General features: G+C 62.3%; 14 protein-coding genes. 2 read left to right on the top strand and 12 right to left on the bottom strand.

What is annotated here, in order from left to right; translation table 11 throughout:
- Positions 1–26: 26 nt before the first annotated feature.
- From V1475_RS12470 to V1475_RS12445, 6 genes are read right to left on the bottom strand one after another with little or no spacing between them, the layout of a single operon-like run.
- Complete coding sequence (locus V1475_RS12470) at positions 27–1,106, bottom strand: CobW family GTP-binding protein (RefSeq protein ID WP_479413001.1); 1,080 nt, start codon at positions 1,104–1,106, stop codon at positions 27–29.
- Positions 1,103–1,546 carry a VOC family protein gene (locus tag V1475_RS12465; RefSeq protein ID WP_479413000.1) on the bottom strand — a complete coding sequence of 148 codons (444 nt, stop codon included), beginning with the start codon at positions 1,544–1,546 and terminating at the stop codon, positions 1,103–1,105. The genes V1475_RS12470 and V1475_RS12465 overlap by 4 nt, the downstream gene beginning before the upstream one ends.
- A gap of 20 nt (positions 1,547–1,566) precedes the next feature.
- Complete coding sequence (thrS, locus tag V1475_RS12460) at positions 1,567–3,537, bottom strand: threonine--tRNA ligase (RefSeq protein ID WP_479412999.1); 1,971 nt, start codon at positions 3,535–3,537, stop codon at positions 1,567–1,569.
- Positions 3,515–3,769 (bottom strand): membrane protein insertion efficiency factor YidD, encoded by a 255-nt coding sequence (gene yidD / locus V1475_RS12455; protein ID WP_479413978.1) that lies wholly within the window; start codon positions 3,767–3,769, stop codon positions 3,515–3,517. The genes thrS and yidD overlap by 23 nt, the downstream gene beginning before the upstream one ends.
- A gap of 41 nt (positions 3,770–3,810) precedes the next feature.
- Positions 3,811–4,857, bottom strand: coding sequence for a CobW family GTP-binding protein (locus V1475_RS12450; protein WP_479412998.1), 1,047 nt, complete (start codon positions 4,855–4,857; stop codon positions 3,811–3,813).
- Positions 4,854–5,375: a Fur family transcriptional regulator gene (locus V1475_RS12445; RefSeq protein WP_479412997.1), complete on the bottom strand. Its 522-nt coding sequence runs from the start codon at positions 5,373–5,375 to the stop codon at positions 4,854–4,856. The genes V1475_RS12450 and V1475_RS12445 overlap by 4 nt, the downstream gene beginning before the upstream one ends.
- A 178-nt stretch (positions 5,376–5,553) precedes the next feature.
- Between V1475_RS12445 and V1475_RS12440 the strand changes: the two genes are divergently transcribed.
- Positions 5,554–6,762: a CobW family GTP-binding protein gene (locus V1475_RS12440; protein WP_479412996.1), complete on the top strand. Its 1,209-nt coding sequence runs from the start codon at positions 5,554–5,556 to the stop codon at positions 6,760–6,762.
- A gap of 27 nt (positions 6,763–6,789) precedes the next feature.
- Here the strand turns inward: V1475_RS12440 and V1475_RS12435 are convergent, their stop codons facing one another.
- The 5 genes from V1475_RS12435 to V1475_RS12415 form a co-directional block, all read right to left on the bottom strand.
- Positions 6,790–7,446 carry a DUF1826 domain-containing protein gene (locus V1475_RS12435; RefSeq protein ID WP_479412995.1) on the bottom strand — a complete coding sequence of 219 codons (657 nt, stop codon included), beginning with the start codon at positions 7,444–7,446 and terminating at the stop codon, positions 6,790–6,792.
- Positions 7,447–7,460: 14 nt separating this feature from the next.
- The gene (locus V1475_RS12430) at positions 7,461–8,690 is read right to left on the bottom strand and encodes a GTP-binding protein (protein WP_479412994.1); all 1,230 of its coding nucleotides are present in this window, start codon (positions 8,688–8,690) and stop codon (positions 7,461–7,463) included.
- Between the two features lie 225 nt (positions 8,691–8,915).
- Positions 8,916–10,214 (bottom strand): TRAP transporter large permease, encoded by a 1,299-nt coding sequence (locus V1475_RS12425; RefSeq protein ID WP_479412993.1) that lies wholly within the window; start codon positions 10,212–10,214, stop codon positions 8,916–8,918.
- A gap of 1 nt (position 10,215) precedes the next feature.
- Positions 10,216–10,737 carry a TRAP transporter small permease gene (locus V1475_RS12420; RefSeq protein WP_479412992.1) on the bottom strand — a complete coding sequence of 174 codons (522 nt, stop codon included), beginning with the start codon at positions 10,735–10,737 and terminating at the stop codon, positions 10,216–10,218.
- The gene (locus tag V1475_RS12415; protein WP_479412991.1) at positions 10,734–11,768 is read right to left on the bottom strand and encodes a TRAP transporter substrate-binding protein; all 1,035 of its coding nucleotides are present in this window, start codon (positions 11,766–11,768) and stop codon (positions 10,734–10,736) included. The genes V1475_RS12420 and V1475_RS12415 overlap by 4 nt, the downstream gene beginning before the upstream one ends.
- A 118-nt stretch (positions 11,769–11,886) precedes the next feature.
- Here V1475_RS12415 and V1475_RS12410 point away from each other — a divergent pair, with 118 nt between their 5' ends.
- Entirely contained in the window at positions 11,887–12,375 is a 489-nt protein-coding gene (locus V1475_RS12410; RefSeq protein WP_479412990.1) for a MarR family winged helix-turn-helix transcriptional regulator, read from the top strand.
- Positions 12,376–12,398: 23 nt separating this feature from the next.
- On the opposite strand, the gene V1475_RS12405 is transcribed toward V1475_RS12410, so the two are convergent.
- Entirely contained in the window at positions 12,399–12,902 is a 504-nt protein-coding gene (locus V1475_RS12405; protein ID WP_434287515.1) for a flavin reductase, read from the bottom strand.
- Positions 12,903–12,909: the final 7 nt, after the last annotated feature.

The following is a 12,909-nucleotide window of genomic DNA, read 5'->3' as shown; positions in this document are numbered from 1 at the left end:
AAGCCGGACGGCCGCATGCCCCCGCCTCACATCATGGGAAACACCGGGCGCACCGCCCTCGAGAGCTCCGCAAACTGACGGCGCAACGCCTCTGCATCGAGCCCGGTGCCGATCACCACAAGGCGGCTCTCGCGCATCCCTTCCGGCCAGCGCTCCAGCTCACTCATCGGGTAAATCCGGTGCTGCACCGCATGGATCACCGCAGGCCGCTCCGGCGCCTCTTTGAGCGCCACAAGCCCCTTGATCCGCAGCACCCCGTTGCCCGGCGTCGTCACCAGCCGGTTCAGAAAACGGCGCAGGGCATCGCGATCGAGCGGCAGATCGCTGGTGAGCGGCACGGCCAGAACATCGCCATGGCGATTCAGATCGTGGAAATGCCCGCCGCCCGCCTCGCGCCCGGCCTCAGCGGCCAGCCAGGCAGAAACATCCTCGCCCTTGCCAAAGGCCGAATAGCTCCCCGGTCGCAACAGCAGTTTCGGATCGACCCCGTCCCGGGCCGCATCCACAAAGCGCAGCGACGGGTTCAGCGCCCGGAGCCTCTCCGGCCAGTCGCCCGCAGAGGTCTGATCGGTGTGGCTCAGCACGATCTGATCGGCAAAGGCGATCTGGCGCAGGCTCTCGGGATGCTGTGCAAGCGCCGCCCCGATGCCCTCCACATCGACGACCGTGAGCACAGAGGCCAGTTCGAACGCCCGCGCCACCGCATGATCGCTCAGCGACACCGCGGTGATCCCGCCGGGGATCAGGCTGTTGATGATCGGTGCCGGATCTGCGAGCCCTGTGGTTTCGACGATGACGCGCGAAAAGGGGGGCAGCTCACCGCGCCGACGCCCGACAAGCAGACTGTCGAGGGAGCGGCGCAGATCGCTTCCGACCGAGCAGCAGATGCAGCCTGTCGTGGTCACCACCGGACGCTCCTGTCCTTCGCGAACGAGATCGTGATCGACGGGGACAAGTCCGAATTCATTGATGATCAGCGCCGTGTCCTGCATGCCCGGCTGCGCCAGTAGCCGGTTGAGCAAGGTGGTCTTGCCTGCGCCGAGAAACCCGGTGAGCAGATAAACGGGAATGCGTCCCTTTGGTCTCCGGTCCGTCTGCCGGGTCATGCAGGGCCTCCTTCGGAATCTGTGTCGCGGGGCACCTTTGCGCTGAACGCCGAGACATGGACAAAACACAGCTTGTTGCCTTCGGGATCGCGGCAATAGGCCCCGTAATAATCCGCTGCATACTGCGGACGCAGACCGGGGCCGCCCTCGTCCTGCCCTCCCGCAGCCATGGCCGCCTGCCATGCCGCATTGACCGCCGCCTGCGAAGTTGCGGCAAAGCTCACCTGCCCGCCGTTCCCCGCGCTGGCAGGCGCGCCGTTCCACGGCAGCTGGACCCAGAATTGCGGCCATGCTTCCCCGGGGCGAACCCAGAGCCGACCTGCGGGGCCGCCATCCTCCTCAGCCTCTTCGCGGACAAGACCCATGGGGGCGAGCACCCGGTCATAGAACCCGGTCAGGAGATCGAGGTCGCGCGCCCCGAGAATGATATGGCTGAACATGTGTCCCTCTGACTGCCGGATTATACCGGAACGGCTTCGGCGCTTTCCCGCTCCGCCACGGCTTTTTCCGATACGCTCAGAGCGGGCGGCTCTGCCTCTGTCAGAATCAGCTGTGTGATCTCGTCGAGCGTATAGCTTTTGCTGCCCTTCGCGCCCAGACGGCGCAGGGACACGCTGCCCTCTTCCGCCTCGCGCGCCCCCACCACCAGAACCATCGGCAGCTTGCTCAGGGAATGTTCGCGCACCTTGTAGGCAATGGTTTCGTTGCGCAGGTCGGTCCCGACCTTCAGCCCCTCGGCCCGAAGCCTGTCAGCGACCTCATTGGCCCACCCGTCCGCCTCCGAGGTGATCGTCGCCACCATCGCCTGCACCGGCGCCAGCCAGAGCGGCAGATGGCCTGCGAAATGTTCGACGAGAATACCGGTGAAGCGTTCGAGCGACCCAAACATCGCGCGGTGGAGCAGAACCGGCGCTTCTTTCTCGCCGCTGGCCGCCACATAGGTCGCGCCGAAGCGTTCCGGCAGGTTGAAATCGACCTGAAGCGTGCCGCATTGCCAGTCCCGTCCGATGGCGTCGCGCAGAACATACTCGAGCTTCGGCCCGTAAAACGCCCCCTCGCCTTCGAAAATCGTATAGGGCTGCCCGGCAGCCTCCAGCGCCTCACGTAGCGCGTTCTCGGATTTGTCCCAGACCTCTTCGGAACCGATGCGGTTCTCCGGCCGGGTCGAAAGTTTGATGCGGATGTCCTCGAATCCGAAGTCGCGATAGATCGACAGGATCAGGTTGTTCACCTTGAGGCATTCCTCGGTCAACTGATCGGGCGTACAGAAAATATGTGCGTCGTCCTGCGTAAACGACCGCACCCGCATCAGCCCGTGCAGCGCGCCCGAGGGTTCATAGCGATGCACCTTGCCGAACTCTGCGAGTTTCAGAGGCAACTCGCGATAGCTGCGGTTGGTGTGACGGTACATCAGCATGTGACCGGGGCAGTTCATCGGTTTGAGAGCAAATTCGCGCTCATCCTCGGTCTTGGTCAGGAACATGTTTTCGCGGTAATTCTGCCAATGCCCGGAGGTCTCCCACAGCCCGCGATCCATGATGTCGGGAGTGTTGACCTCCCGATAACCCGCACGGTTCTGTTTCTCGCGCATATAGCCGATCAGGGTCTGGAACATGTCCCAGCCTTTGGGATGCCAGAACACCGCACCCGGGGCTTCCTCCTGAAAATGATAGAGGTCCATTTCGCGTCCGAGCTTGCGGTGATCGCGTTTCCCGGCCTCCTCCAGCATGATCAGATGCGCCTTGAGATCCGCACCGCTGGCAAAGGCCACGCCGTAGATGCGCGACAGCATCTCATTGTCGGACGCCCCGCGCCAATAGGCCCCGGCGACACGGGTCAGTTTGAAAGCCGTGCCGATCTGCGCGACGGAAGCCAGATGCGGCCCCCGGCAGAGATCGAGCCACTCGCCCTGGGTGTAAATCCCGATCGGCTGATCTGCGGGGATCGCGTCGATCAGCTGCTCCTTGTAGCTTGCCCCCTGTTTGGCGAAAAACGCATGGGCCTGCTCGCGGCTCCACTCCTCGCGCAGGATCGGTGCACCGCGCGCGATGATCTCGCGCATCCTGGCTTCGATCTTTGGCAGGTCCTCCGAGGTGAACGGGCGCTCGGCGGCAAAATCATAGTAGAACCCATGTTCGATCACCGGGCCGATGGTGGCCTGCGTCCCGGGGAACAGGTCCTGCACCGCTTGGGCCAGAACATGAGCGCAGCTATGGCGGATCAGCGGCAGGACACGCGGGTCGGTGCAGGGCAGGATTTCGACCGTCGCATCACGACCGAGCAGGCTTTCCAGATCGCAAACCGTGCCGTCAACTGTCAAAGCGGCGGCTTTCTTGCGCAGCGACGGCGCAATTTCGGTGGCAAGCTCCGTCCCCGTCACAGGATCGGAAAATTCTTTGACGGCGCCGTCAGGCAGGGTGATGTGGATCATCGAGGCTCTCTTCGGTGATAGGATGTTTGGAAGATGGCGGGACAGGGTCGTACCCCGACCCGCCGAAGGGGTTGCAGCGCAAAACGCGCCATGTCGCCAAAAGCCCGCCTTTGAGCGGGCCAAAGCGGGTGATGGCGTCGATGGCATAGGCCGAACAGCTTGGCTGAAACCGGCAGGAATGGCCCAGCCAGGGCGATATGCCGATCTGATAGACGCGCACGAGACCGATCATCGCGGCGCTTGCCACCCGCGACGGCAGGGTCAAAAGCGATCTCATGCCGGGGCCTCCGCCGACAGATAGCCAACGGGAAAACGATGTTCGACCGCCGGAAAGGCTCTGAGCGCTCCGAATATCTCGTCGAGCTCGGCGTCCGGAAGGCCCCGCACGATCATCACGAATTTCGAACGCCGATCCGCGCCCTGCCAATCCCGGAGCAGAACCGGCGGGTGGAAAATATGCTGCACCCCATGCACGACGAAAGGATGCGGAATATCCGTCAGGTGAATAAGCCCCTTCATACGCAGAATATCGTCGCTGCACCGCGCCATGAGCAAATCCATCCAGAAATCGAACTGATTGGCGGTGACCAGGGTGTCGAGCACATAGGCAACCGCGCGGATGTCCCGGAGATGGCTGTCGTCCGCCGCTGTGCCGCCCTGTGAGGCGAGCCAGTCCGCGATCTGATCGGAGCGCATCTGTTGGTTGAAAAAGCCAAGTCCCAGAAGGCTCTCGTGATCGACGTCGCCGTCGGTCACGGTCTGGATCGGAGCGTTGGGATTGAGCCCCGCGATCGCCCTGCGGACAGCCCCTTCCTGCGCCTCGGGCAAATCCGTTTTCGTCAGCAAAACCCGCTCCGCAAGCGCGACCTGATGGCGGGCCTCCGCGTGACGCTCCAGCGTTTGCAGCCCCGTGGCGGCATCGACGGTTGCGACGATCCCGTCCATCAGAAAATCCTGCGCCACGGCGCGATCCGTCAACAGGCTGTGCAGGATGGGCACAGGATCGGCGAGACCGGAGGTTTCGATCACCACCCGACCATAGTCCAGCTCGCCTGCATCCCGCCGCTCCGACAGGTCCCGCAAAGTCGCCACCAGATCGCCCAGCATGGCACAGCACAGACAGCCCGATTGCAACAGAACCATGCTTTCCGTACTCGACACCACCAGCTCATGATCGAGCCCGATCTCGCCGAATTCATTGACGATCACCGCCGTGCGCGCAAACCCCGGGTGGCGCAGCAAAGTGTTCATCACCGTGGTTTTGCCGCTGCCGAGAAACCCGGTCAGAAGCGTGACCGGCGCGGGAGCCAAAGCCGTCACGGCTTGCCCCCTTTGCTCTGGCAGGTCTCGCAGGTGCCCTGCAATTCATGGCTGCTGTGATTCACACGGAAGCCGTAGGCGCGCGCATGGCTCAGCAACATCGGGCCAAGCCCCTCCGCGTCGATCTCGACCGTTGTGCCACAGCTGTTGCAGATCAGAAAAACGCCACTCTCCCCGGCCGTCTCATCCACCGTCTCATCCACCGTCTCAGGCGCTGTCTGTCTGATCGTCGGCACAAAGGAGCGACAGCTCTCCAGCCGTTTCACAAAGCCATGGTGCTGAAGAAATGCGAGCGCACGATAGGCCGTGGGCGGCGACACGTCTCTCCCAAGCCGTTCGCCCAGGAGGCGCAGCAGATCATAGGCCCCGAGCGGCCGCCCCGCCACCAGAAGCGCCTCCAGCACATATTGACGCAACGGCGTAAACCGCAGCCCCCGCTCCGCACAGCTGCGGGCGGCGAGGCCTAAGGAGATTGCCGTGTCTCTCAGAGGGTGTGGCGATCCGTTATGGCCAAGCATGTCACGTCCTTTGTGTAAAAGTTATGTTATAACGCTACATTTTTGAACGCAATGCGTCTTCCGACACCCTTGGGATTGATTAGTTATACTATAACAAATAAATCAGCCCGCATAAGGTCAATGCAAACCGCGCCAGATCGCGCCCCTGCCCGATCTCCGAGACAACAAGGACCCCCAGATGCCCATCCCCGTCACCATTCTGAACGGCTTTCTCGGTGCCGGGAAAACCACCCTGTTGCAGAATTTCCTGATGCAGGCGGCACGGCTCAAAGATGTGCATCTGGGCGTCATCGTCAATGAAATGAGCACGCTCGACGTCGACGGCACGATCCTGGACACGACGGAGGTGATCTCCCGCAAAAGCCCGCATTTCGCGACGCTTCCGTCCGGCAGCATTGCCGCAAAAGGCGGACAGGCGCGGCTGCGCGAGGCGGTGGAGAAGGTCCTCGCCGATGGCGAGGTGACACATCTGATCGTCGAAACCTCCGGCAGCACGCATCCCTGGCCGCTTTTGACCGCGCTGCGTGACATGAAAGAGGTGGCGCTGCACGGCTTTTTGTCCGTCGCCGACACCCGCGCGCTCTGGCAGGATTTCGACAGTGGCAAAAGCATCCACGCAGGCGCGTCCAGCAATCTCGCCGCAGGCAAACGAGGCCTTGAGAACCTTCTGGCCGAGCAGATCATGTTCGCCAACCGCATCCTGCTGAGCAAGACCGACAAGGTGCCCGCCGATGTGCTGCAAGCCGTGGCGCAGGCGATCCATCCGCTCAATCCCTATGCCGACATCATCGGGATGCAATGGGGCAATCTCAAACTCGAACAGGTGCTCGCCATGCCGCCCTACGACTACGCGCGGGTCGAGACGCTTGGCCGCGAGTTGACCGATTGGGACAAGACCCATGGCGGCGAGATGGCGGAGCCCGAAAGCTACCGCATCGACAGCCGGGTGATCGACGATCCACGCCCGTTTCATCCGCAGCGACTCTGGGATGTGTACAACACATTCCTCGGTGTCGGCATTTACCGCAGCAAAGGGTTCTTCTGGCTGCCCACCCGCGATGAGCTGGTGTTGCTGTGGAACCAGAGCGCCGGGAGCGTCGGGCTTGAGATCATCAATTACTGGAAAATCCGCACGTTGGAGGACGAAAGCCTGAACCTCTCGCCCGAAGAGCGCGCCGGGATGGAGGCCAAGCTCATGGGCAGGCATCCGTTGTTCGGCGACCGGCATTGTCGCCTGACGGTGATCGGGGATGAGGACGGGCTGGACGCGTTCGTTGCGGCCTTGCAGGACTGTTTCTGCACCGAGGCGGAAATCGCCGCATGGCTCGACGGGCAACCGTTTGACGATCCCTGGCCTGCAACCGTGGCACGCCTCAAGGCAACGTAAGCCGCCTTGAAGCGCATCTGTCCGGGCTCAGTGCCAGACCAGTTCCGTGTCCTCGACAGGATCAAAGACCAGAACCAGCCGGGTTTGCCCCGTGCCCGAAATCGGCGGCGAGCGGTGCAGCACACCCGGCATCTCGTGGCCCGGCCAGAGCTTGCCGCGCATCAGCACGACCGAGCCTGTGCCCGCGTCCGTCACCGGCACCTCCGGGTCCGAGCCGGGCGCCCCAAGCGCGAACTGCGTGCCCGGCCCGCGATAGGTGCAGAGCATCCTGGCCCGCAGCGTATCGACATGAAAGCGCGTGCAGGCATCGCCTTGGATCGCGTCGAGACGCAGGCGAAGTCTGGGCGCGCCCATCATGTCGGAGAAGAGCCCTCCGAGGCGTGTGATGTCTTCGATCAGGACGTCCCGCATCGGATCGTCCGGCGTGCCCGCCTCTGCACAGGCCGCGCGCAGGCAGCCCGCGATTTCGCCCACCCTCACCTTTTCCCGCAGGGACGGCAGGCGATCGACAGACAGCCCCCCGAGCCAGCCGGAGAGCGCCTGTGGCAGGCGGCGTTGCCAGATCGTCGCGCCGACGCCCCTTTGGCCGATCTGCGCGAGCACCGTCGAGCGGTTGCCTTGCAGAATGCCGACGGTGGTGTCGCCCGCCGCACGCTCCGCCGATGGCTCCGTCATATCTTTCATGGCTGTCTCCTGTCTCATGCCATCTGGCGCGCGCCCCATTTCGGGAAGGGATCGGGCAGTTTCGACCAAGTTTCAGGTGTGTAATCCCAGGCCTCGACCAAAGCGGAATTCAGTTTCGCGCAGATCGCCTCCCGGTCGAGATCGGTGCCGATGAACACGATCTCCTGCCGCCGGTCGCCCCAGGGTTCGGCCCAGTTGCGGGCGATCTCGGCCTGCGCCTCCGGGTGGGTCGGCATCCGTTCGAACGGCACGCTGGCCCACCAACGCCCCAACGGCACGATGGAGGATTTCACGCCCGCGAGGCTGAACTCCACGGCCCAGTCCGGTTGCGTGGCGATCCAGAAATGGCCTTTGGCGCGGATCACACCGGGGAATCCCTCCATCAGAACCTTGCGGATTTTCGTCGGATCGAAGGGCTGGCGTTCATGATAGACAAAAGACGAAATGCCGTATTCCTCAGTCTCCGGGACGTGGTTGGCAAAACCGTAAAGCTCCTTGGCCCAGAGCGGATGTTCCTGCGCCTTATCAAAGTCAAACAGCCCGGTGTCGAAAATCTCGCGGCTTTCGACCTCGCTGTAATCGGTCTCGATCAGCTTGGCGTCCGGGTTCAGCGCCTTGACGATCTGCCGCGCGCGCTCGACGCGTTCGGGCCCCGCGTCCGTCACCTTGTTGAGCACGATCACATCGGCGAACTCGATCTGATCGGTCAAAAGATCGACCAGCGACCGCTCGTCTTCCTCGCCAAGGGATTCGCCGCGATCCGCGATGAAATCGGTGCTGTTGAAATCCTCGGTCAGGTTGATCGTATCGACCACCGTCACCATCGTGTCGAGCCGCGCAATATCCGACAGGCTCTGCCCCTGCTCGTCGCGAAAATCGAAGGTCGCGGCCACCGGCAGCGGCTCGGCGATCCCCGTGCCTTCGATCAGAAGATAGTCGAACCGGCCTTCTTCGGCGAGCTGGCGCACCCCTTGCAACAGGTCGTCGCGCAGCGTGCAGCAGATACAGCCGTTTGACATTTCGACAAGTTTTTCCTCGGCGCGATTGAGTTCCGAGCCTTCGCGCACCAGATCGGCGTCGATATTCACCTCGGACATATCGTTAACGATCAGCGCGACCCGGCGGCCTTCGCGGTTGTTGAGCACATGGTTGAGCAAAGTGGTCTTCCCGGCCCCGAGAAACCCTGAGAGAACCGTCACCGGAAGTCGTGTGTCCTTGCTGTGAGACTGAGCTGGGCGTGTCATGCGATGTCCTTAAAGTGAAAATGTTATAACATAACAATTCCGAAACGATAAAACTCACAATGACAAGTTTCTCAGTCTCTCTATGCGAAACATCGAGGCCCTGACGACATCCCCTAACCGCCAAGTCCCAAACACAAAAAATCCGCCACAGAGCGCGTGCGCTGTGGCGGATGATTTTAATGCGGCGGGCCTCTTGCCGGACGACCCGCCGCTCTGATCCCGGCGTCACATCATGTTGGGAACAAGCAGGACGATCGCCGGGAAGGCCAGAATGAGAACGACCCGCAGCACATCCACCAGCAGGAAAGAGGTGAGGCCGCGAAAGATGGTTCCGAGCTGCACGTCCTTGACCACGGATTTCAGCACGAAGGCGTTGAGACCGACGGGGGGCGTGATGTAGCTCACCTCGGTCACGATCACCACATAAATGCCGAACCAGATCAGATCGAAGCCCTGGGCTGCGACGATCGGATAGAAGATCGGCACGGTCAGGGTGATCATCGACAGGCCTTCGAGCACACAGCCCAGCACCAGATAGACCAGCGTGATGATCAGGATCACCATCAGCGGGTTGTCTCCGACCGAAGTCACCAGAGTCTGGATGTCCCGGCTCATGCCCGAGAGGTTGACGTAATTGGCGAAGGTCAGCGCACCGAACAGGATGAAGAACATCATCGCCGTGGTCTTGGCGGTTTCGAACAGGGTCGAAAGCGTCTGAGACAGGTTGAGACGACCTTGGAGCAGCACCAGAAGGAAGGCGCCCCCTGCCCCCATGCCGGCACTTTCCGTCGGCGTGAACACCCCGAAATAGATGCCGCCCATGACGAAGGCGAAGAGACCGAGCGCGCCAGCCACGCCCTTGAGCGCGACGATCCGCTCCCGGAGCGGCAGCTTGTCCTCGACCGGCAGGTCGAAATGCCCGAAACGGATCGAGATCCGCACCGCGACGGCGTAGAGCACGACGCCCAGAATGCCCGGCAGAATGCCCGCGAGGAACAGCTTGCCGATGTCCTGCTGGGTCATGATGCCGTAGAACACGAGGATCACGGAGGGCGGGATCAGAATGCCAAGCGTGCCGCCCGCCGCGATGGAGGCGGTCGAAAGGCTGTCGGGGTAGCCGAATTTGCGCATGTTCGGCAGGGCGATCTTGGCCATGGTCGAGGCGGTCGCAAGCGACGAGCCGCAGACCGACGAAAACCCGCCGCAGGCCACCACGGTCGCCACCGCCAGCCCGCCCTTGCGGTGCCGCAGCCAGGCGTAAGCGGCGGCATAGAGATCGCGCGCGATGCCCGATTGCACCACGAAATTCCCCATCATCAGAAACAGCGGCAGGATCGACAGAGAATAGCTGCGGCTGTGTTCGAAATAGGTCTGCCCCAGAAGCGAATAGGACGGCGACCAGCCGATGATCGCGGCCGTGCCGACCGTGCCCAGAAGCGCCAAAGCGAACGAGATCGGCACGCCGAGAAACAGCAGGATGAACAGGACGAGCGTCCCGAATTCCCAATGAGCAAGCAAGGACATCTCAGTTTTTACCTCTCATCGGGTAGAAGATTTCGGCGAACATGATCACCGCGGAGACGATGCAGAGCATCGCCGAAAAATAACCGATCGGCGCGACCGGCAGTTCCAGCGTCGCCGTGGTGCCACCATAGCCCGCGACCTGCGACGCGGTCACCCAGAGCCGCCAGGCGATCATCACCTGCACGCCCACGGAGAGCAAAAGCACGATGGGGTGACGAATCTTGTCGATGGCCAGCGGCAGCCGGTCGGTGATCAGATCGACAGTGACATGTTCCCGGTCCAGCGTCGCCGCCGGAAGCCCGAGAAAGATCAGCGCCGCGAGCATCAGCTCGGTCAGCTCGGTTGCGCCCTTCACCGGGCTGTTGAGCAGGTAGCGGCCCAGCACATCGACCACCGTCAGCCCCATCATCGCGATCAGCAGCACCGCACAGGCCACGGCGATCACGCCGTGAATGGGTCGGGCTGCCTTGGGAGGCAGCCCTTGTTCATGCGGTCCGGCAATATTTTCGGACAGGTTGATCATTCTTCGGCCTCGATCTTGGCAATCTCGTCGAACAACATGTCATAGGCCGCCTGCCCGTCAATCCCCGTTTCGCTCACCTTGGCGATCTGGCTGGCCACAATCGGTGCCAGACGGTCGCGCAGCACTTCGATTTCCTCGGGCGTGGCGGCCTTGAGCGCGATCTTGCCCTCCATGGAGGCGCGGCCCTCGGCATCGACCTTGTCCCACATCTCGCCCGCGCGGCGCGCAAAGGCCTCGCCCAGAAGCGGCTCGATCAGGGCCTGATCCTCGGGCGAGATTGAATTCCATTTCGCCTCGTTCATCACCACGAACATCGCGGTGTTATAAAGCCCGCCCGGCACGGTGTAGCCGTAATCGAGAATGTCGTTGAGGTTGAAGAAGTTGACGGATTCGAACGGGAAGAAGATGCCGTCGGCCACGCCCTGGGACAAAAGCTCATAGGCTTTCGAGGACGGTCCCTCGACCGGCACCGCGCCCAGATCGGTGGCAATCGAATGCGCCAGAGCCGAGCCGATGCGGATTTTCTGACCGGAGATGTCTTCGGGCGTCTCGATCGGTTTGGTCGAGAAAATCTCCCCCGGACCATGGGTGAAAAGGGTCAGAACCTTCACGCCCTCATATTCGCCTGCGTCCTTGAGCATCGCCTCATGCACGCGCCAGAAGGCCACGGAGGTTGCGACCGAACTGTCGGACATGAAGGGCATTTCCGCGATCATCGGCGTCTTGAACCGGCCGGGCGTGTAGCCATGGACGGAATAGGCAATGTCGGCCACGCCGTTTTTCGCAAGATCGAACGCGGCGGGCGGCGGCCCCAAGGGCGCGGACAGCATGTTGATCTTCACCCGGCCTTCGGTGACGCGTTCGATGTCGGCCATCCACGGCACGAAGAGCTCGGAGACCTGCGGATGGGTCGGCGGCAGCCAGCTGTTCATCGTCAGGACCGTGTCGGCCTGCGCAATCCCGGTGTAGAGTGCGATGGATGCCGCCACTGAGGTGACCCGCGTGGCGATCTTTTTGAGTTTCACGTTCATTTTCACATTCCCTATTGGTGAGTGATGATGGTAAGACGCCCGTTACCGGACTTTATTATTGTTCAAACCCGCTGTTTGGACGGCCCGTGCGCCGTACAGCGTATGACAGAGGCCATGTATGACCCCGCCGACCGATCCGATGCCTTCCTCTCTGACCGATGACTCGCGAGACACGGAACATTTCCGTGACACATGGCCCTATTTCTGGATCGACCGGGCCAATGCCTATTACATGCGCGCGCTCGACAAGCGGCTGAAACCTCTGGGCATCGACACGCCGCGCTGGCGCGTGCTGATGTCGCTTTATGAGCAGGATTACATGTCGGTCTCCGAGATCGCCGAGTTTTCCACGCTCAAGCTCAACACCACGACCAAGATCGTTCAGCGCATGGTTGCCGCCGGTCTGGTCGAGACCCGGGTACGCCCGACCGACGGGCGCGTGACCGAAGTCTGCCTGACGGAAAAAGGCGACGATCTGCGCGCCAAGGCGCTCGGCGAGGTCAACCGCATCCGCGACGAAAGCTTTTACAACACCTCTCCCGCCGAGCTTCAGACGCTCAACGAAATCCTCGCGAAGATCTCCAAAGATCTCGCCCGGATGATCTGAAAAGCGCCCCGTCGCGATCTGCATCAGCGCGACCCCGTCACGAGGTGATGGTAGTCGCGGCTGAACCAGACCAACCCGTGCCGCGCCTCAGAGGCCAGCCGCACCGCCTCGACCTGACAGAAGAACACGGAATGCGTGCCCTCTTCCTGACGGCCCGAAATGCGGCAATCGAAAGCGACGTTTGCGTCGGACAAAAGCGGCGCGCCGGTCGCCTCCGTGACCCAGTCGCCATAGGCAAACCGGTCCACTCCCTCGACATAGCGGGCGAAACGACCGGAGAGCTCCTGATGTTCGGCGGCCAGCACATTGACCGCCAGCACACCGTTTTCCACGAATTTATCGTGCGCATAGGCGCTTTTGTTGATGCAAACCAGAAGCGTCGGCGGATGGTCCGTCACCGAACAGACCGCAGACGCCACGAGCCCGTGCTTGCCCGCCGGGCCGTCGGTGGTGATCAGGTTCACCGCCGCGCCCAAACGGCTCATGCCTTCGCGAAAATCGCGCTGGGTTTCCGTCAGTTCCGTCATGGTCCTC

The organism is Celeribacter sp. SCSIO 80838 (assembly GCF_056498065.1).
The sequence above is the reverse complement of the archived record's forward strand: the minus strand, read 5'-3'. Positions and strand labels throughout refer to the sequence as shown.